General features: G+C 68.6%; 20 protein-coding genes, 1 pseudogene and 1 riboswitch. Of the genes and pseudogenes, 12 read left to right on the top strand and 9 right to left on the bottom strand.

Annotated features, from left to right (window positions below; genetic code table 11):
• Positions 1-44 precede the first annotated feature (44 nt).
• Positions 45-983, bottom strand: a complete 939-nt coding sequence (locus OH768_RS44515; RefSeq protein ID WP_406462387.1) for an SDR family NAD(P)-dependent oxidoreductase — start codon at positions 981-983, stop codon at positions 45-47.
• A gap of 88 nt (positions 984-1,071) precedes the next feature.
• The gene (locus OH768_RS44510) at positions 1,072-2,559 is read right to left on the bottom strand and encodes an aldehyde dehydrogenase (protein ID WP_406462386.1); all 1,488 of its coding nucleotides are present in this window, start codon (positions 2,557-2,559) and stop codon (positions 1,072-1,074) included.
• Positions 2,560-2,666: 107 nt separating this feature from the next.
• Between OH768_RS44510 and OH768_RS44505 the strand changes: the two genes are divergently transcribed.
• The gene (locus OH768_RS44505) at positions 2,667-3,254 is read left to right on the top strand and encodes a TetR family transcriptional regulator (protein WP_406462384.1); all 588 of its coding nucleotides are present in this window, start codon (positions 2,667-2,669) and stop codon (positions 3,252-3,254) included.
• A 327-nt stretch (positions 3,255-3,581) separates the two neighbouring features.
• Here the strand turns inward: OH768_RS44505 and OH768_RS44500 are convergent, their stop codons facing one another.
• Complete coding sequence (locus tag OH768_RS44500; RefSeq protein WP_406462383.1) at positions 3,582-4,355, bottom strand: transposase; 774 nt, start codon at positions 4,353-4,355, stop codon at positions 3,582-3,584.
• A gap of 133 nt (positions 4,356-4,488) precedes the next feature.
• Here OH768_RS44500 and OH768_RS44495 point away from each other — a divergent pair, with 133 nt between their 5' ends.
• Positions 4,489-5,883 (top strand): ISL3 family transposase, encoded by a 1,395-nt coding sequence (locus OH768_RS44495; protein WP_406462381.1) that lies wholly within the window; start codon positions 4,489-4,491, stop codon positions 5,881-5,883.
• A 102-nt stretch (positions 5,884-5,985) separates the two neighbouring features.
• On the opposite strand, the pseudogene OH768_RS44490 reads toward OH768_RS44495, so the two are convergent.
• Together OH768_RS44490 and OH768_RS44485 are read right to left on the bottom strand one after the other, a co-directional pair.
• Positions 5,986-6,578, bottom strand: a pseudogene (locus tag OH768_RS44490) (transposase); the annotation flags it as partial.
• A 173-nt stretch (positions 6,579-6,751) separates the two neighbouring features.
• Entirely contained in the window at positions 6,752-7,462 is a 711-nt protein-coding gene (locus OH768_RS44485; protein WP_406462380.1) for a DUF2637 domain-containing protein, read from the bottom strand.
• A 172-nt stretch (positions 7,463-7,634) separates the two neighbouring features.
• Between OH768_RS44485 and OH768_RS44480 the strand changes: the two genes are divergently transcribed.
• On the top strand, positions 7,635-7,880 hold the full coding sequence (locus tag OH768_RS44480) for an integrase core domain-containing protein (protein WP_406465695.1): 246 nt from the start codon (positions 7,635-7,637) through the stop codon (positions 7,878-7,880).
• Between the two features lie 711 nt (positions 7,881-8,591).
• Positions 8,592-8,960, top strand: a complete 369-nt coding sequence (locus OH768_RS44475) for a hypothetical protein (protein ID WP_406462379.1) — start codon at positions 8,592-8,594, stop codon at positions 8,958-8,960.
• Between the two features lie 496 nt (positions 8,961-9,456).
• On the opposite strand, the gene OH768_RS44470 is transcribed toward OH768_RS44475, so the two are convergent.
• A complete protein-coding gene (locus OH768_RS44470; protein WP_406462377.1) occupies positions 9,457-9,732 on the bottom strand; it encodes a hypothetical protein in 276 nt (91 codons plus the stop codon).
• A 1,035-nt stretch (positions 9,733-10,767) separates the two neighbouring features.
• Here OH768_RS44470 and OH768_RS44465 point away from each other — a divergent pair.
• The 3 genes from OH768_RS44465 to OH768_RS44455 all read left to right on the top strand — a co-directional run bounded on the left by OH768_RS44465 (position 10,768) and on the right by OH768_RS44455 (position 12,716).
• Positions 10,768-11,403: an ATP-dependent Clp protease proteolytic subunit gene (locus tag OH768_RS44465; protein ID WP_406462375.1), complete on the top strand. Its 636-nt coding sequence runs from the start codon at positions 10,768-10,770 to the stop codon at positions 11,401-11,403.
• A 7-nt stretch (positions 11,404-11,410) separates the two neighbouring features.
• Positions 11,411-11,719, top strand: coding sequence for a hypothetical protein (locus OH768_RS44460; protein WP_406462374.1), 309 nt, complete (start codon positions 11,411-11,413; stop codon positions 11,717-11,719).
• Positions 11,720-12,057: 338 nt separating this feature from the next.
• Positions 12,058-12,239, top strand: a riboswitch (cyclic di-AMP (ydaO/yuaA leader).
• A 3-nt stretch (positions 12,240-12,242) separates the two neighbouring features.
• Complete coding sequence (locus tag OH768_RS44455; RefSeq protein WP_406462372.1) at positions 12,243-12,716, top strand: C40 family peptidase; 474 nt, start codon at positions 12,243-12,245, stop codon at positions 12,714-12,716.
• Between the two features lie 85 nt (positions 12,717-12,801).
• Here OH768_RS44455 and OH768_RS44450 read toward each other — a convergent pair whose 3' ends face one another.
• Positions 12,802-13,260: an ATP-binding protein gene (locus OH768_RS44450; RefSeq protein ID WP_019070948.1), complete on the bottom strand. Its 459-nt coding sequence runs from the start codon at positions 13,258-13,260 to the stop codon at positions 12,802-12,804.
• A gap of 212 nt (positions 13,261-13,472) precedes the next feature.
• On the opposite strand from OH768_RS44450, the gene OH768_RS44445 reads away from it, so the two are divergent.
• Positions 13,473-14,342 (top strand): helix-turn-helix domain-containing protein, encoded by an 870-nt coding sequence (locus tag OH768_RS44445; protein WP_406462370.1) that lies wholly within the window; start codon positions 13,473-13,475, stop codon positions 14,340-14,342.
• 9 nt (positions 14,343-14,351) lie between these two features.
• The gene (locus OH768_RS44440; RefSeq protein ID WP_406462368.1) at positions 14,352-14,576 is read left to right on the top strand and encodes a DUF397 domain-containing protein; all 225 of its coding nucleotides are present in this window, start codon (positions 14,352-14,354) and stop codon (positions 14,574-14,576) included.
• A gap of 41 nt (positions 14,577-14,617) precedes the next feature.
• Here OH768_RS44440 and OH768_RS44435 read toward each other — a convergent pair whose 3' ends face one another.
• Complete coding sequence (locus OH768_RS44435) at positions 14,618-15,745, bottom strand: 8-amino-7-oxononanoate synthase (RefSeq protein WP_406462366.1); 1,128 nt, start codon at positions 15,743-15,745, stop codon at positions 14,618-14,620.
• Between the two features lie 147 nt (positions 15,746-15,892).
• Here OH768_RS44435 and bioB point away from each other — a divergent pair, with 147 nt between their 5' ends.
• From bioB to bioD, 3 genes are read left to right on the top strand one after another with little or no spacing between them, the layout of a single operon-like run.
• Entirely contained in the window at positions 15,893-17,077 is a 1,185-nt protein-coding gene (bioB, locus tag OH768_RS44430) for a biotin synthase BioB (protein WP_406462364.1), read from the top strand.
• Entirely contained in the window at positions 17,070-18,362 is a 1,293-nt protein-coding gene (locus OH768_RS44425; protein ID WP_406462362.1) for an adenosylmethionine--8-amino-7-oxononanoate transaminase, read from the top strand. Before bioB ends, OH768_RS44425 begins: the two co-directional genes overlap by 8 nt.
• Position 18,363: 1 nt before the next feature.
• Positions 18,364-19,125 (top strand): dethiobiotin synthase, encoded by a 762-nt coding sequence (gene bioD / locus OH768_RS44420; RefSeq protein ID WP_406462360.1) that lies wholly within the window; start codon positions 18,364-18,366, stop codon positions 19,123-19,125.
• On the opposite strand, the gene OH768_RS44415 is transcribed toward bioD, so the two are convergent.
• The gene (locus OH768_RS44415) at positions 19,092-19,439 is read right to left on the bottom strand and encodes an NUDIX domain-containing protein (protein ID WP_406465693.1); all 348 of its coding nucleotides are present in this window, start codon (positions 19,437-19,439) and stop codon (positions 19,092-19,094) included. The genes bioD and OH768_RS44415 overlap by 34 nt on opposite strands.
• Between the last annotated feature and the right edge of the window lie 6 nt (positions 19,440-19,445).

Below are 19,445 nucleotides of genomic sequence, written 5' to 3'. Positions count from 1 at the left end.
AGGGTGGGGCTACCGGCGGCGATACTGTCGACCGTGGGTGCAGGTCATCGGCGGGCTGCGTCGGTGAGGGCGAGTGAGACGTCCCAGAGGCGCCGGGCTGCGTCCTTGTCGAGGGCCCATGCGCGTACGCCGTGCAGTCCGTCGATGATCTCTTCGACGGGTTCGGCCTCGTTGCAGTCGTCGAAGTAGCGGCCGCTAATGCCTTGGAGGAGAGGGGAGGCGGCCAGGAGGACGCTGGTGGCGGCTCCCTGCTGGGGGGTCTTGCCGGGGATGGCGGCCTTGAGCCGCGCTCGCCGGTCCGGGTCCCAGTGGCGTTGCAGGTTGGTCCAAATGCCGCCGGGCATCAGGGCGTTGGTGGTGATGCCGTGGCGGGACCAGCGGCGGGTGGCCTCCACGGCGAAGAGGATCTGGGCGGTCTTGGACTGTCCGTAGGCCTGTCCAGAGTCGTAGGGGCGGCGGCGGAAGAACAGGTCGTCGAAGCGGACGGGTGAGCTGCCGTGCCCGCTGGAGCTGACGGCGACGATGCGTGCCTCGCCAGTGGCGGTTGCCGCTTCGGCGAGGGCGCCTTGAAGGCCCAGTGTCAGGGCGAAGTGCCCCAGATGGTTCGTGGCGAGCTGGAATTCCCAGCCGTAGCGGGTGTACCTCCGCGGGGTCTCCATGACGCCGGCGTTGTGGATCAGGGCGTGCAGCGGGCCGTTCCACCCGGCGGCGAAGGTGTCGATGGAGTCCAGGTCGGTGAGGTCGAGCCTGCGGACGCTGACGCGAGCGTTGCCGGTGGTGGCCGTGATGTCGTCGGCGGTGCGCCGTCCTGCACCTGGGTCACGGACGGCGAGGGTGACATGTGCTCCGCGGGCGGCGAGCGCGCGGGCGGTTTCGACGCCGATGCCCGAGGAGGCACCGGTGACGATCATCGCCCGGCCGGTGAGGTCGACGCCGGCGGTGACGTCCATGGCGGTGCTGGAAGCCGTGAACGGTGTCGTCATACGCATGGATGTTGTCCAGGTGGGTGTCGTCTGTGCGGTAGGGGTAGTGGTCCGGTCCGCCGTGGCGGACCGGACCGGTGGTGATGTGTCAGCCGTTGATCACGCGCAGCGGTTCGCCGTTGAGGAAGATGACGTGGGTGTTGAAGAAGGCGTCCAGTCCCTCGGGGCCGAGTTCGCGGCCGTAGCCGGACTGCTTGACGCCGCCGAACGGCACGCCGATGTCGACGGTGATGCCGTTGTTCAGGTTCACGGTGCCGGAGTTGATCTGCTGGGCCACGCGCAGGGCGTGCTCGGTGTCGGTGCTGTAGACGGCGCCGGACAGGCCGAACTCGGTGTCGTTGGCGATGCGGATGGCCTCTTCCTCGTCCCGGTAGGTCAGGACGGTCAGGACGGGTCCGAAGATCTCCTCCTGTGCGATCTTCGCGTCGGGTGACACGCCGGTGACGATCGTGGGAGCGACGTAGTAGCCGACGTCGTGGCCGGGGGCCCGGCCGCCGCCGACGGCGAAGCTGCCGCCTTCCTCCTTCGCGGAGTCGAGGTAGCCCAGGACCCGCTCGTAGTGCTTGCGGGTGACCATCGCGCCCACGTCGGTGGACGGGTCGCGGGGATCGCCGACGGTGAGTTTGGCGAACGCCTCGGCGAGGGCGCCGACAATCTCGTCGTGGCGGTGCTCGGGCACGATCAGCCTGCTGGGGTTCGTGCAGCTCTCCCCGTTGTTCCCGCAGACGCCGGGCACCAGGGTGTCGACGATGCGGTCCAGATCGGCGTCGTCGAGTACGAGTGCCGGTGACTTGCCGCCGAGTTCGAGGGTGAGCTGCTTGAGGGTGTCGGCGGCTGCGGCGGCGATGCGGCGCCCGACCACGGTGCTGCCGGTGAAGGTGATCTTGTCGACGCCGGGGTGGCGCACCAGGTAGTCGCCGCCCGCGGGGAGGGCGTTGACGATGTTCAGCACACCGGCGGGCAGCCCGGCCCGTAGCGCGGCGTCGGCCAAGTAGCCCGCACTCAGGGGAGTGTCCTCCGACGGCTTCATGATGACGGTGCAGCCGGCCAGCAGGGCTTGCGGCAGCTTGAACGCCGCCAGCGCGAGCGGGGCGTTCCACGGGACGATGGCCGCTACGACGCCCACCGGCCGCTTCTCGATACGGGCGTCGACACCCGACAGGCCGGTGCGCAGTTCGGTCAGCTCCGTCACGTCCGCCAGGGAGGCGTAGTAGCGCAGCAGGCCGGGCATGGTCAGCGCCCCGCCGCGGCTCTGGCCGACCGTCAGGCCGGTCTCGGCGACCAGTACCTCGGTGACCGGGTCGGCGTCCTTCTCCAGTTCCTCGGCGAACCTCGTCAGGATCTCGGCACGCTCCTGCAGGGTCAGCCGCGGCCAGGGGCCGGAGTCGAACGCGGTACGGGCCGCGGCGACGGCCGCGTCGACGTCCTCGAAGGCCGCCGCGGCAGCCGATCCGATCTCCTTCTCGGTTGCCGGGTCGACGACCGCAATGCGCTCGCCCGAGGAGCCGGGACGCCAGGTGTTGTTGATGAACAGGTCCCGCTCGAAGACCGGAGCGGGCGAGGTGTGGGTACTCATGGCATGCCTTTCGTCACAGCCAGCAATGAAAATAACTGGATAGTTATGACTAGAGCACCAGGAGTGCCCTGTTGTCAATAACTGGTTGGTTACCTAGGATCGGGAGCATGACTTACGACTCCGCGGCCACCCGCTCAAAGATCCTCGCGGCAGCCATAGAAGAGTTCAGCGACCACGGCTTCGCCGGGGCCCGCATCGACCGCATCGCCGAGGCCGCGGACGCCAACAAGCGATCCATCTACGTCTACTACACGAACAAAGAGCTCCTGTTCGCCGCCGCCCTGCACCAGGTCATCAACGAACTGAACGAGGCCACCCCGCTCACCGAGGACGACCTGCCCGGATACGCGGGCCGCATGTTCGACTACTTGACCCAGCGTCCCGCCGCCCTGCGCATGCACCTGTGGCGCCAGCTGGAGCGGCCCGAGCTGGGCCCCGACGCGGCGGACGTCTACAGCGAGAAGATGGCCCGTATGACCGCGGACTCGAGCGCCGCGCATCTTCCCCCGACCGACCTGCTGGTTCTCATCACCGGCCTGACACAGAGCTGGATCCTCGCGCCGCGCGACCTGCTCACAGCCGTCAGTACGGCTGATCCATACCGGCCGGAACGGCTGGCCGAGCACCGGGCCGTCGTCGTCGAGGCGGCGCGACGCCTCTGTGCGCCCTCCGGCAGCAATCGCACCCCGGAGTAGCGGGCCCGGCCGGGAACAAGCACCGCAGGTCGCCCCACATCTCCAAAAGGATCACCCCGCTCCCCCGTTCACGCGGAACGGGACATCGTCGGTGTGCGTCCAGCCCGGGCCCTTGTGCGCAGACGCGGTCGAGGTCCGAAGCCGGCGTACGCCCGCCTGTTCGTGGTGTGCCGGTTCCGGCATCTGCGGAGTTCGGCATCGAAGACTGCAGGCCAGCCCTTGCGACCGCAGCCGTGCCGTATCCGGCTTGCGGAGGGTGAGTCCGCTGCATCGGCTTTTGGGGCCAGGGGGTCTGTAAAGCGAGCGGTGTAACTGGGCTTGGTGTGGCTAGAGTTGGCCTGCAGTGAGGCGGCCGTCGAAGGCAAGGTCGAAGGCGTTCATGGCGCCCTTCCAGCGCATGGTCCAGCGTTTGCGGCCGGCGCCGGTCGGGTCGAGGCTCATGACGGCCATGTAGACACATTTGAGGGCGGCCTGCTCCGTGGGGAAGTGCCCGCGGGAGCGGACGGCCTTGCGGATGCGGGCGTTGACGCTCTCGATACTGTTGGTCGTGCACACAATGCGGCGTATTTCTGCATCAAACTGAAGGAAAGACGTGAACTCAGGCCAGCTGGACTCCCAGAGGCGGACGACCGCCGGGTACTTCTTGCCCCAGGTCTCGGCAAATTCCAGGAACCGTGTCGTGGCCGCGTCCTCAGTCGGCGCGGTGTAGACGGGCTTGAGTGCCTTGGCGATCTTGTCCCAGTCCTGCCGGGCCGCGTATCGAAATGACGCCCGCAGCAGGTGAACCACGCACGTTTGCACCACAGTTCGCGGCCAGACCTCGCCGACTGCGTCGGGCAGCCCCTTCAACCCGTCGCAGACCAGCATGAGGACGTCTTCGACCCCCCCTATTCTTGACCGCGGAGAGCACTCGAAGCCAGTGTTTCGCGCCTTCGCCGCCGTCGCCGGCCCACAGGCCGAGGATGTCGCGGTGTCCTCGGCGGTGACCGCCAGGGCCATGTAGATCAGCCTGTTCGCTACTTGGCCATCGCGAATCTTGGTTCTGTCGACGATCTTGTGATCCGGACGGCTGAGCAGGTTGCTCCGCCTGTTCGCGATCATGCATCGCGTGCTCTCGTGATGTGCTCCTGGAGCTGTTTCCGTACCTGTCCGCGTTGCTGATCGAGGAGGTCGAGCGGCGACCGGACCAGGTAATGCTGAGAACGCGGGTGCGGGCGACGACTGGCTCCTGTCGGTGCGGCCAGAGCTCGGCCCGGGTGCACGGTCGGTACGTACGCGGTTGCGTGATGTCGCTGTGGGCGGGCTCGGTGTCGTGATCGAGTTACGTGTGCGCCGTTTCCGCTGCGAGAATCCTGCCTGCACGGCGGTGACGTTCGCCGAACAGGTCTCGGGGCTGACCACCCCGCACCGTCGGCATACCCCGCTGCTACGCGGGGTGTTGACGCAGATCGGGCTGGCACTGGCGGGCCGGGCAGGAGCCCGACTGGCGTCCGCGGTCGGCCTGACCGTAGGCAAGGACACGCTGTTGCGGCTGGTCAGGTCTCTGCCCGAGCCGGAGATCGGCAAGGTGGAGATCCTCGGCGTCGACGACTTCGCCTTCCGCAATGGCCGCCACTACGGCACGGTGTTGATCGACATGGCCACCCACCGGCCACTGCACCTCTACGACGGCCGCGAAGGTGAGGACCTGGCCGGCTGGCTCCGCGATCACCCCGAGGTGAGGATCATTTGCCGGGACCGTTCCAGCGGTTACTCGGTGGGCGCTCGGGTCGGGGCGCCGCAGGCCGAACAGGTCGCGGATCGCTATCACCTGTGGGCCAACCTCGGCCAGGCGGTCGAGAAAACGGTCCACGCCCATCGCTCCCGCCTGGCCGAAACTCCTCCCGGCTCAGCCTCCAGCCCCGACCACGTGGAGGTGGAGCCCGAGGTGGTCCGGCCGCCGAAAGAGCTGAAGATCGTAATCCGGCTGCGCGAGCAACATGCTGCCGCCCACGAGCTGTGGCAGCAGGGGATGTCGAAAGCGGCGATCGGCCGGAGGCTCGGGCTGCACCAGGCCACCGTCCGCAAACTGGTCAACGCCCGCTCCGCCGACGACGTCGTGGCCAAAAGCCTCCAACGAGCGCATGTCGTCGACCCTTACGTCGGCTACTTGCACCGGCGCTGGAATGAGGGCGTCAGGAAGGCCGCCCAGCTCCACCGGGAGATCAAACAACTCGGCTATCCAGGCGGCGAGTTGGCTGTTCAACGGCATCTGCGACGCTACCGGACCGGGCGCGGACACGCACCCGACCCGGGACCGAAGCCCCCATCGGTCCGCGAGGTCGCCTCCTGGATCATGACCCACCCCGAGCACCTGCGGGACGAGCACGCCGAAAAGCTGCACCGGCTGCGTGAGCGTGATCCCGAACTCGACCGGCTCACTCTTCACATCAGGAAGTTCGCCGCGATGATGACCGGACGCCATGGCGACCGCCTCGAAGACTGGATCACCGACGTCGAACGCGACAGTCTGGCTCCGCTCGCGGGCTTCGCCCGCAACCTCCGCCGCGACTTCGACGCGGTCCGCAACGGGCTGTCTCTGCCGCACAGTTCCGGCGCCGTCGAGGGCAACATCAACCGTCTGTGCTGAAACGCCAGATGTTCGGCAGGGCCGGTCTCGATCTCCTTCGCAAACGCGTCCTGCTCACACGGTGAGCCTCAGCCGTCCGGATCACAAGATCGTCGACAGAACCCGAATCTTGACGTTGATAGCGTCAGTGAAGACGACCGGGTAGACGCGGTCGAGCGGCCGGTTCTGCCATTCCGCCATGCCATCCATACCTTATCGGTGATCGTGCTGATAGTCGTCTTGGACACATCCGCGCCGTAGACCTCGGCCAGGTGCGCGGAGATCTCCCCGTGCGTGAGGCCCTTCGCGGACAGTAAGAGCACCATCTCGTCCACGCCGGTCAGCCGGCGCTGCCGCTTCTTGACGATGGCCGGCTCGAAGGAGCCCTCCCGGTCGCGGGGCACGTCGATCTCGACCGGCCCGATGTCCGTCAGCACCGTCTTGGACCGGATGCCGTTACCGGAGTTGCCACCGTCCTTGCCCGCCGGGTCGTGCTTGTCATAGCCGAGATGGTCGGTGATCTCGCCTTCCAGGGCGGACTCCAGAACCGTCTTGGTCAGCTGCTGCAGCAGCCCGCCCTCGCCAGTCAGCTGCAGCCCCTCACTGCGGGCCTGCTGGACGAGCTGCTCGATCAGTTTCTGCTCAACCGTCGCGGCCTCCGGCGACCGATCCGTCTGGTCATCGGCGGTCACGAACTCTGTCACGGTGTCAGTCACTTGATGTCTCGTCGACGATCATCAATTACACCGGTGAGCGTACAGACCCCAGCCGACCAACAAGAACCCGCTGGTCAGCCCCGCAACCATCTGCGGATAGTCCCCCAGGACTCGAACATGCGACCGAGCCACTGCAGTAAGTCGAACGTCGCCGACACCGTAGTCGCCAGGGCTCAATCGGAACGCCGACCCTTTGGTTCGTTTGCCCGATCGCGGAGCACCTCTACATCGGCGCTGCCACTTCGGCTCCCCTGTACGAATGCGGCCAACTGTCTCGACCGTCGCGCGCCGATCCGCAGTTCCTTTCGCAGGGTCTCGGCCGAGACGGGTCGTTGGTACAGTTCCCGATGTTGGGCATCGACCATGCGAGCCCGTGGCAGCAACGGATCGCCGTCCTCCTGCAGCGACTCGCTCCTCGCGTGACTGTCCCCATCTCCCATATGCCCTGTCGTCACATCCAGCCGGTCAACCGGGCGATGCACCAGGAGTTCCACCGACAACAGCAACGCGACGGGAGGCCACCCGGCAACAAGGACCGGCTTCCACTCCAACGCCCGTGCCGCCGCGATGTTCGCCGCCAGCGAGACCGCGATCCCCAGCAGGAAAGCCGGCCACACCACGCCTCGCGTCCGGCGCGTGTGAGGCGCCACGGGCTTCAAAAGGCCGACCGCGGCCAGGAGCAAGAGCCCGTCCACGGACAGCGGCCACAACGAAGCGCTGACCGTGTCCGCTCCGCCCTGCAGCGCGAACTCCCCCTGGTGAACATACGAGGCATACGCGGCGACCCCGGCAACGACAAGAGCACACAGAGGCCGAATCCATGCGTCCAGGTCGAAGCCCCGGCTCCCGGCAGCCCCCTCCCGAGGCTCGGTGACATCGCTCATCGAACCCACCGCCGGGCACCCCGACTCAGTGCACAACGCGTGCACACTTCCGCGGGAACTCCCAGGAACTCGCAGGTAGAAGCGGGAAGCACCCGAACACTGAAAAGGACCCCGACCGGGCCAAAAGACCAGGTCAGAGCCCTGATAGCAGACGAGTCGGGCTGTACGCCGGATACAGACCTGCCGGCACGAACTGCTGGACCCCACCCTGATCTGGAACCAGCACCATCTGCTCCACGCCCTGCGCGAGTTCGAGCAGCACTACAACTCCCACCGGCCCCACCAGGGCATCGCAGGCGCCCGACCACTGCGCGCCTTGCCCCCACCGATCACCGATTCGGAGCAGCTCACCCACCTCGACATACGCCGACGTGACCACCTCGGCGGCGCCCTCCACGAGTACCGACATACGGCCTGAACTGCACGGACGGAGTTCTCGGCAAGGGCACTCCTGCTCCAGGTGAGCATTGCACATATTCATACAAAGCATATGGAATGCCGCGCTGGAGGCATTCCGGAAGAAATGCGCATCGGGGACTCCCCGCGATGGAATCGTGGAAGCATGGCAACACTCTCGACACCACCTGCCCATGCATGGCTGGCCCCGCAGCCACGCTCCGGCCCTCCGCCCAGGGACGACACACTGCGTTCGTCAAGGACCGTTTCCCGTCCCGACCCTGCGACGCCTGCCGAGCGCTTGAGCAACTCACAGACTGCAGCTGCGGCCACTGTCGCCCTCCGTCCGATCCCCGCACTGGCCATCCAAGCCGGGGGCGCCGTTGCCGCTTCGATAGCCGCACACCGCGCAGGGCTGACAGCCCTGGCAGGCCGGGCCCGCAAGGCGGCAACCGGTGCCGGGCAGGCACCGCGCTCAACCCACTGCGGCTGCGAACCGACGCCCAGGATGCAGGTGTGCACAGCGCACGGATGCCGATGCCCTGAACACACGGCGCTTCGGTCCCCGGGGAGCCGGACGACGGGCCGGCGCTGTCGGAGCCCCCGGAGCTGCCTCACTCCCCTGCCGGCCGATCCCGTCGGAATGCATGCCGCGAACTGCCCGGCCCAGTGACGCCGCAGTCCAGCATCACGGCCGTCGTCGAGAATGTACGCCTTGGTGAGGAGATCACTGATGGCGTTGACCGCTGCGGAGATCGCCGACATTCAGCGCTACGCCCAGGAACTGGCCGACCAGGCGCCCCCACTCACCCCTGAGCAGCGGGACCGCCTGAAAGCCCTGCTCCGGCGCAAGCCGCCGGCTTCTCGCTCGCCAGCGACCGGGCCCCCAAAAAAAGCGGACCCCACCACTACGGCAGACGCCAGCAGCGACTTTGACGACATCGTCTCGGCGATCTCGACCACCGGCAGCCTCTACCCCGCCGTGCTCGAAGCGCGGGCCAAGCTGCAGCGCGAACACCCGGCTGGCTACGACCTCACCCTCATCGCACACGAGGTGTGGCCGCAACTGCTGCTGCGCGACCGCACAGCGAAGCGCCTGTAACCGACGCACCAGCAGCAGCCACACTTCAGGAACGCGTCAGTCGCCCAAGACGCCGTCGAGGCAGTCCCGCACCGGCCCGTACAGGCCGCTCGGAACCAGCCCGCGGACAATCGCCCTGCGAGGCCCAGACAACCCCTGCGACTCCCCTGACGCTCACCGGGGCGTCTCCGTGTGTGGGCTCAGGTCAGCACAGGCCGTCTGTGTCGTCGTGCTCTTCGCCGACTGGGAGTCGCCGACGGTCGTCCCCGGGGTCCTCGCTGTAGGTAACCGCGGAGGATGCATCTCGGAAGTTGAGCCTGAGCTGCTCTTCTGACGGAGCATCAATCGGGTAGGAGGGCCGATCACCCGGCCCTCCTACCCGATTGATACGTCGGCGTCTCGCCATGGACATCTTCGAGTTCCGGTGGTGTCCCTGAGGAGACGTTTTGCTGCCACCGGCCGGACGCGACAACGCCGCTGATCGCCGAAGCCCCCAGCAAGACACCGATGAGATCCGTCAATGCACCAGACGGGACACGCATCGGACTCCACCAAGACCCTTGACGGCCTCACACGAGTACGCCCAGTCCCCGACGCGGAACAGCGGCGCGGGAGCGGTCAGCCGGTACGCCACCAGTACCTCGATCACCTGGCCGTGCATCAGGTCCGCCCGCGAATCCGGTGGCCGCAGCCCGTCGACGATCCCCGCGACGTCCAGCCGACGCAGAAACTCGGCAGCGACAGGCAGAGCGCCCAGGCGCTTGGTCACCGCGGACTCAATCACGTCCTCCACGCGAGGGCGTTCCGTCCGTGGCCTTGGGGACCAGGAAGTCATCGACACACCCGGACCAACGCGGCCACACCGGCAAGACCGTCAAACCATCTCACTCAGCGACCCGGGAAGTACGGACCCAGCGCCCCGCCCGCCCCAGCGTGCACACAGGCGTTTCCACAGGTCAGCTCATATTTCCGCACCCTAGACAGCACCCTAGGCTGTGGTACTCAAGTCGTAGAGAGCACTGATTCGGCGGCTACTTCTTGCCACTCCCAGAGGTTCCTCCGTGCCGGAACTCCATCACGGCAGTCGATCAAGGATCCCAGCCCGGCAGCACCACCGCACTACCCAACACCACCAACAAGCCCGCCAGCTGATCGCTTACACCACGAAGCAACCGGCCAGGTTCCGTGCGCTGCTGATGAGCACGAAACACATCCCCGAGCTCGACGAGGTCTCCGCAGCGCATCGGGCCGCAGGGTGTGGGGGACGATCCGCTGCGCGATCTTTCCCCCTTGCCTGATCCCTGGGGGCGCCCCGTCAGGGGAGACGGCACGAGCCCGGGGCACCGCAGTGGGCTCGATAGCCGGAGCGGAGGCCTCTGCGGCGGGGAAACGGCCGGAGAACACCGCGGCTGCAGCGTCGTGTGCCGGCGCTCGTCGTACTGCCACCGGGGACACGGTAGGACTCGCATGATCGGGGATACCCACCCGATCGCCGACGACCGCGGTGCAGCAACGGGCCTGTTGAGGCTCAGGCATTCCAGCCGGGCCGCCCACACCCATTGACGGACGCTCCTACCGCGGCGAGTCGCGACAGGCTCGCAGATCAGGGTGGCCATGGGAGGACCACAGGCCAGTTGCCGAATGCAACGGCGACAACACTCCCGACATAGAGCCGTCAAACCGTGACAGGAATGTGAGACACGAGCCCCCACAGGGAGCAATAAAGGCCCTCCGACCTGGGCATTTTACTTGATCACTAGAATCCGCTCCCATCATAACGTCATGTACGTCCTGTACATTTCTTACAGATGCCGAAGGAGGGGTACCCATGACCCGACCGTTCGCCCGCCATGTCCTGCCCGAATTCACGGAGCGCACCAGCTCCGGGCACCGGACGATGGATCCGTACTCGAAGCTGCTGGAGGAACGGATCGTCTTCCTCGGGACGCCGATCGACGACATCTCGGCGAACGACGTGATGGCCCAGTTCATGCACCTCGAGTACCAGGCACCGGACCGGGACATCTCGCTGTACATCAACTCGCCCGGCGGCTCGTTCACCGCGATGTCGGCGATCTACGACACGCTGCGGTTCGTCACGTGCGACGTGGAGACGATCTGCCTCGGCCAGGCCGGCACCAGCGCGGCGGTGCTGCTTGCGGCGGGCACCCCGGGCAAGCGGTCGGCGCTGCCGGGCGCGCGGATGGTGCTCCACCAGCCCTCACTGCCCGAGCCGATCCAGGGTCAGGCGAGTGATCTCGCTATCCAGGCCGAGGAGTTGGCGCGCACCCGGTCCCAACTGGAGGCCGTACTCGCCCTGCACACGGGCCGGACGGTGGAGCAGGTGAGCCAGGACATCGAGCGGGACCGCATTCTGGATGCCCAACAGGCCCTGGAATACGGGCTGGTGGACCGGATCGTGTCGACCCGGAAGACCTCGCTCACCGAGCCCGGCGGGGAGTGAGCCGACGATGCTGCCGCCGGAGCTTCCGCCGCTGCCCGCACTGACGCGCGCCGAGGGCGAGTTGATCGACCGTTATCTGGATGTGGCCGACCTGCTGGGCCGTATCAACCCCGCGCACCACGGGGACACGTACCGTGGACTGAGGGCCGCTCAGGCACTGGTGGCCAAGGCCACCGAACTGCGGGACGCGCTGGCCCTGATGCACCAGCGGGGCGAGACCGAACTGCACGCCCCCACCCTCACGCGGGCGCTGCGCGTGCTGGACGGGGAGCGCCGCACGGCTCGCGTCACGATCCCCGCACCCTCCGACAGTTGACGGACACGCGACCGTCCCGGGCGGGGGCGAAACGGGCCGAACGGTGTACCCCCGATCGGCGTAGTCGCCGCTCCGCCCATGCGGCCGTCCGGGTTGCGCAACACGCGTAGCCCGAGGGGCGGGTGAGGTGTTCCGGTGCTGGTCCGAGGGTCATGCACCCTCGACACGCCTTCGAACACAGCCGCGTTCAGCCGAACGGGTGAGTGGTGAGTAACCCCACAAATCCCCGATTCCGTTGGGCTTTCCGGACATTCATAGGTGAAGATCCCTGTCTGACGACAAGACCCCGCCGCAGCGGCGGGGCGATCCGGGCGGACGCCGAGTCCTGCCGCCGCCCGGATGACAGGTCGACAGGATTGCATCGGCAGGAGTGGAGGACCCAAGCACGACGGGTCGCCGGGACGGTCACGCCATGACCGGGTCGAGCAGCCCTTGGGGTGAAGCCGCGAGTGTGCGGCCGGGCAACTTCGCCAGCCCGAATCCGACAGGTCATCCTTCACAGGCGGCTGACGAAGGGTTGCGCATGACTGCGCTCAATCGTGTCCCGTCGCTGATGGTCCGGGCCGGTACGGCTTCGGCCTTCGCCATCGCCGCCGTAGGCGGTTCCGTCGTGATCCCGGGTGTCGCATCCGACGCCGCGGCCGCGACACCCGCGACAAAGGCACTCCAGGTCGCGGCGTCCAAGAAGGGTGCCCCGTACAGGTACGGGGCCACCGGACCGGGCCGCTTCGACTGCTCCGGGCTCACGCTGTACTCGTACAAGAAGGCGGGCAAGAAGCTGCCCCGTACGGCGGCCCAGCAGTACAACAAGACCCACCACATCTCGGCCAAGAGCCGCAAGGCCGGGGACCTCGTCTTCTTCCACTCGGGCTCCAGCGTCTACCACGTCGGCATCTACGCCGGCAAGGGAAAGATCTGGCACGCCCCGAGGACCGGGGACGTGGTGCGGTTGCAGAAGATCTGGACCAAGAGCGTCTGGTACGGCCGGGTCAGCTGACCTGCGCTGAAAACTCCCGAGGGGGTGGCGGTCTCCTGACGGACCGCCACCCCCTCGGGTGTCCGGAGGTGTTCGGCATGGTCCGCTACGGCTCCTGCTGGCCCGCCGCGGTCACCGGGCGGGCCGGTACCGTCCAGGGCACCTCGATGGAGACCGTCTTGCCGCCCTCCAGGGTGGGCCGGACCCTGAGTTTGCCGCCGCACTCCGCGGTCAGCCAGCGGATGATCACCATGCCCCGGCCGTTGTCCTGTTGGACGGCGGCCGGCAGGCGTTTCGGGAAGCGGGGATGGCTGTCGGTGACTCCGATGCGCAGCTGTTCGTCACGCTCCAGCTCGATGTCCACCGTGAAGGTGGGTGACTGTCCGAAGGTGTGCTGTACGGCGTTGGTGGCGAGTTCGGAGACGATGAGGCGGATGGTGTCGGCAACCTCCGTGTCCGCCGGCAGTCCCCATTCCACGAGGGTCCCGACCACGTAGGAGCGGGCGGTGGAGACCGAGGCGGGATCGCTCGGCAGAGTGACGGATGCTTCCAGATGGTCTGCCATGGCGCGGTCGTCCCTTTCCCGCGGGACCGGTGTCCGGCACGGAGCGGATGGTTCGAGTACGGTCCCGGACTGGTGCTTCTTCGCCAGACTGCCATTACCGCGTCGGTAACAGTGGCGATCCACCAAGATATGCATATATCTGTCGCTCGAAGCGGTGAACTCTGCGACCCCAGACCGTATTTGGGCGGCTCGGAAGGAGTAAGGAGAAACCCATGCAGTACGGTCCCGCGGTGCGCCGCCGGAAACTGGGCGCCGAACTCCGCGCGTTGCGTGCGGATGCGGGGCTCACCAGCGGTGAGGCGGCCCGGCTGGTCGGCTGGCACCAGTCGAAGGTGAGCCGGATCGAGACCGGCGCGAGTGGCGTGAAACCGCCCGACGTCCGGTTACTCCTGGACGCCTACCAGGTCGGCGACGCACAACTCCGGGACATGCTGCTCGTGTTGGCGGGCTCGGACGACGGCGGCGGCCGGCACCACTGGTGGCACGCCTATCGCGGTGTACTGCCGCCCGCCTACCGGGACTTCATCAGCCTGGAGTCACAGGCAAGCACGATCCGCACCCTGGAAACCTCGGTGGTGCCCGGACTGCTGCAGACACGCGAGTACGCCCGGGCGGTGACCCGGGCCGCCGTGGGAGGCCTCGACAACGACGGGCCGGAGCGGCTCGACGCGCTGGTGCAGGTGCGGCTGGCCCGGCAGGACATCCTGCGGGCGGATCCGCCGCTGGAACTGAGCGTGGTCCTCGACGAGGCGGTGGTGCGCCGGGAGGTCGGCGGGCCGGGTGTGATGGCACGGCAGCTGGAGCGGCTCATCGAGGCGGCCCAGCTGCCCCAAGTCCGGCTTCAGGTCTTGCCGTTCGCCGCAGGAGCACACATCGGCATCACCGGACCTTTCGTTATCTTCTCCTTTCCGAGCACTTCTGATCTGGACGTGGTTGTTCTCGACCACTTGACGAGTAGCCTCTACCTCGAACGGAAAGAAGACCTAGAGGCCTACAGCGAGGCCTTCAACACCCTTCAGTTCCACGCCCTTTCGCCCGAGGACTCGTTGGACTACATCGCCGGGATAGGTGACGGCGCGTAAGGAGGCACCATGTCTGCACTGCCTCGGAACGTACCTTCCAGTACCGAACTGTCCGGAGTGCGGTGGCTGCGCAGCAGCTACAGCACGGGAGCGAACAACTGCGTCGAGGCGGCCCGTCCGCGCTCGGGCCCCGACACGGGGCTGCTCGCCGTACGCGACTCCAAGGACCCGCAAGGACCCGCCCTGCTCTTCTCCCCCGAGAGCTGGACGGGCTTCCTCACCGCGTTCCACTGATCGGTTCGGCCATCAGCGACTCACGGCCGTGTCACGCCGACTCATGGTCGCGTCTCGCCGATCACACGTACAGCGCGTTCGATCTCGGCCCCGGAGAGGTCCGCTCGGGCGGTCAGCCTGAGCCGTGAGATGCCGTCGGGCACGGAAGGAGGACGGAAGCAGCCCACGGCCAGCCCTGCCGTACGGCAGTCGGCCGCCCATTGCACGGCCGCCTCCGGGGACGGTGCCCGCACCGACACCACCGCGGCGTCCGGACGTACCGCTTCCAGACCCGCGGCGGTGAACCGTGTGTGCAGTTCACCCGCCACGGCGCGCGCCCGGGCGGCCCGCTCGGGCTCGCGCCGCAGCAGGGTGAGCGCCGCCAGCGCGGCTCCGACGGCGGCCGGGGCGAGGCCTGTGTCGAAGATGAACGTCCGCGCCGCGTTGACCAGATGGTCGATCACCCGGGCCGGCCCGAGCACGGCCCCGCCCTGACTGCCCAGCGACTTGGACAGGGTGACCGTCACGACCACGTCCTCGGCCCCCGCGAGCCCCGCCGCGTACGGCGCCCCGCGCCCGCCCTCGCCCAGCACCCCGAGCCCGTGCGCGTCGTCGAGCAGCAGCCCCGCCCCGAACTCCCGGCTCGCCTCGGCGAGCGCCCCCACCGGAGCCGCGTCCCCGTCCACGGAGAACACCGAGTCGGACACGACGACGGCCGGCCCGTCATGCGTCCGCAGCGCCTTCCGCACCCCGTCCGGATCCGCGTGTCCCACGACCTGGGTGGCGCCCCGGGCCAGCCGGCAGCCGTCGATCAGCGAGGCGTGGTTGCCCGCGTCGGAGACGATCAGCGAGCCGTGCGGCGCGAGCGTGGTGACCGCGGCGAGGTTGGCCGCGTAGCCGGAGGAGAAGACGAGAGCGGCCTCGAACCCGGTGAACTCGGCCAGCTCGCGCTCCAACTGGGCATGCAGTTCGGTCGTGCCCGTGACGAGCCGCGACCCGGTGGACCCGCCGCCCCAGGTCCGCGCCGCCGCCGCGGCCCCCTCGACGACCTCGGGATGGTGGGCGAGGCCCAGGTAGTCGTTGCTCGCCAGATCGAGGAGCGGCGAGTCGGCGGGGCGCGGGCGCAGGGTCCGTACGAGCCCGGCGCGGCGGCGCAGCTCCGCCTGGTCGTCGATCCAGCCGAACGCCATGGTTCCTCCGGGGCTTTTGTAGGCAGTGCACAGACACTAATCGGACGACCAGCCGCCCATGGTGTGGTGATACCCACACCGCCGGCCCCATGTCTTGTGCAATCTCTCCTTGGCCGAGGGCGGTCCCGTAGGACAGGATCGGGACTCATGGACCTGCTGAACACGCTCGTGGACAAGGGGCTTCGGCGCGAGCTGCCGACCCGCGCCGAAGCACTCGCCGTCCTCGCCACCTCCGACGACGACCTGCTGGACGTCGTGGCCGCGGCCGGAAAGGTGCGCCGGCACTGGTTCGGCCGACGGGTGAAGCTCAACTACCTCGTCAACCTGAAGTCCGGCCTGTGCCCCGAGGACTGCTCGTACTGCTCGCAGCGGCTCGGCTCCAAGGCCGACATCCTGAAGTACACGTGGCTGAAACCCGACGACGCCTCGAAGGCCGCGGCGGCCGGTGTGGCGGGTGGCGCCAAGCGGGTCTGTCTGGTGGCCTCCGGCCGGGGCCCGACCGACCGGGACGTGGACCGGGTCGCGGGCACCATCAAGGCGATCAAGGACCAGAACGAGGGGGTCGAGGTGTGCGCCTGCCTCGGCCTGCTCTCCGACGGCCAGGCCGACCGGCTGCGCGACGCGGGCGCGGACGCCTACAACCACAACCTCAACACGTCCGAGTCGACGTACGGGGACATCACGACCACCCACACGTACGCCGACCGCGTCGACACCGTGCAGAAGGCGCACGCGGCCGGGCTCTCCGCCTGCTCCGGCCTGATCGCCGGCATGGGCGAGACGGACGAGGACCTGGTCGACGTCGTCTTCTCGCTGCGCGACCTCGACCCGGACTCGGTGCCGGTGAACTTCCTGATCCCGATGGAGGGCACCCCGCTCGCCCAGGAGTGGCACCTCACCCCGCAGCGGTGTCTGCGCATCCTCGCGATGGTGCGGTTCGTGTGCCCGGACGTCGAGGTGCGCATCGCGGGCGGCCGTGAGGTCCACCTGCGCACGATGCAGCCCCTCGCCCTGAACCTCGCCAACTCGATCTTCCTCGGCGACTATCTGACGTCCGAGGGCCAGGCCGGCCACGCCGACCTGGAGATGATCGCGGACGCGGGGTTCGAGGTGGAGGGCGCGGGCGAGGTGACGCTGCCGGAGCACCGGGCTGCGGCGGGTGGCTGCGGGTCCCATGAGGGAGCCTGCGGGGGCTGCGACTCGCACGAGGGCGCCGGCGTCTGTGGCTCGGCCCCCGCTTCCACGCCCGCGCCGCAGGTCGACGAGGTCCGTCGGGACCTGGTCGCCGTACGCCGTCGAGGTGCCGGAACGGATCTCGCGCCCAATGCCTGACCCGACCGGCCGCCTGCCCGTCCCGGAGCTGCTGGAGCTGGACCGTCGGCACGTCTGGCATCCGTACGGTCCGATGCCCGGCCGTGTCGAACCGCTCGTCGTGGAATCGGCGAGCGGGGTCCGGCTCCGGCTGGCTGACGGATCGGGCGAGTTGGTCGACGGGATGTCGTCCTGGTGGTCGGCGATCCACGGCTACAACCACCCCGTGCTCAACGAGGCCGCGCGCGAGCAGCTGGGCCGGATGAGCCACGTGATGTTCGGCGGGCTCACGCACGAGCCCGCCGTACGCCTGGCGAAGCTCCTTGTCGACATGTCGCCCGAGGGGCTGGAGCACGTGTTCCTGGCCGACTCGGGCTCGGTGTCGGTCGAGGTCGCGGTGAAGATGTGCCTCCAGTACTGGCGCTCGCTCGGCCGCCCCGCGAAACAGCGCCTGCTGACCTGGCGCGGCGGCTACCACGGGGACACCTGGCAGCCGATGTCGGTGTGCGACCCCGAGGGCGGGATGCACGAACTGTGGTCGGGAGTACTGCCGCGGCAGGTCTTCGCCGACGCGCCTCCGACCGAATACGACGAGTCGTACGCCGTCCATCTCCGCGAGCTGATCGAACGCCACGCGCACGAGCTGGCCGCGGTGATCGTGGAGCCGGTGGTGCAGGGCGCGGGCGGGATGCGGTTCCACTCCCCCGCGTATCTGCGGGTGCTGCGCGAGGCGTGCGTCGCGCATGACGTGCTGCTGGTGTTCGACGAGATCGCGACGGGTTTCGGCCGTACGGGGGCGTTGTTCGCGGCGGAGCACGCGGCGGTGACGCCGGACGTGATGTGCGTGGGCAAGGCGCTGACCGGCGGCTACATGACCATGGCGGCGACGCTGTGCACGCCCCGCGTGGCGGACGGCATCTCGCGGGGCGAGGTGCCGGTCCTGGCCCACGGCCCGACCTTCATGGGCAACCCGCTGGCGGCGGCCGTGGCCTGTGCGTCGATCGAACTCCTCCTGAACCAGGACTGGTTGACGGAGGTCAAGCGCATCGAGGCGGCCCTGCGGGAGGGCCTCGCCCCGGCAACCACGATTCCCGGCGTCCGGGACGTCCGCGTCCTCGGCGCCATCGGTGTGGTCCAGCTCGACCACGACGTGGACATGAAGGCCGCCACGGACGCGGCCGTACGCGAGGGCGTGTGGCTACGGCCGTTCCGCGACCTCGTCTACACGATGCCGCCGTACGTCACGGGCGACGCCGACCTGGCTCGGATCGCCCGCGCGGTGTGCGCGGCGGCACGGGAGGGATGACATGCCGGTACTGGTGATCACGGGCACGGGCACGGAGGTCGGCAAGACGATCACCACGGCCGCCGTAGCCGCGACGGCCCTCGCGGCCGGCCGCACGGTGGCCGTCCTGAAACCCGCCCAGACGGGTCTACGGCCGGACGAGCGCGGCGACGCCGACGAGGTCGCGAGGCTCGCGGGCGCCGTGACGGCGGCCGAACTCGCCCGCTACCCCGAGCCGTTGGCGCCTGGCACGGCGGCCCGCAGGGCCGGTATGCCTCCGGTCCGTCCGCGCGAAGTAGCGGAAGCCGCCCAGAAGTTGGCCACCGAGCACGACCTCGTCCTGGTCGAGGGCGCGGGCGGGCTGCTCGTACGGTTCGACGCGGAGGGTGGCACGCTGGCGGACGCGGCGCGGCTGCTGGGCGCACCGGTCCTGGTCGTGGCGTCGGCGGGCCTGGGCACCCTGAACACCACGGAACTGACGGCCCGTGAACTCCGTTCCCAGGGGCTCGACTTGCTGGGCGTGGTCATCGGCAGCTGGCCCACCACTCCTGATCTCGCGTCGCGTTGCAACGTCGCCGACCTGCCGGAGGTGTCCGGCGCACCACTGCTCGGCGCGCTGCCGGAGGGGGCCGGGGCCCTCGCCCCTGCCGACTTCCGTGCTGCGGCGCCGAGTTGGCTGGCCCCGCGGCTTGACGGGGCGTGGGACGCGGAGGGGTTCGGGGTGCGCGAGGCACCGGAACCGGACGGCGTTCAGGCCTCCAGCCGGTCCAGCCAGGCGTCCTGACCATCCGCCAAGGGGAAATCCAGGGGCAGCGACTCGAAACGGCAGTGGAAGGTCATGCCGTTGTCGCGCCCCGTGCCCGTCACCTGGTGGTCCCACATGTCCGGCACCTCCGCGTCGCCGTCCGCTTCCATTTCGAAGAAGGTGGTGTGGCGCGGAAAGCGGCGGATCGGGTGCGGGGTGTGCTCCTCCGCGATCGGGCGCAGCACGCGCACGCAGGTCAGCCCGCGCTCCTCCGCGACTTCCCGCAACACCGCCTCTTCCAGCGGCTCCTTGGGCGCCACACCTCCCGCCGGGACGTGTGTGCCGGGCGGCAGATCCGG

It is taken from the genome of Streptomyces sp. NBC_01622 (assembly GCF_045209635.1).
In the GTDB taxonomy this organism is placed as follows: domain Bacteria; phylum Actinomycetota; class Actinomycetes; order Streptomycetales; family Streptomycetaceae; genus Streptomyces.
This window is presented reverse-complemented; position numbering and strand designations above follow the sequence as displayed.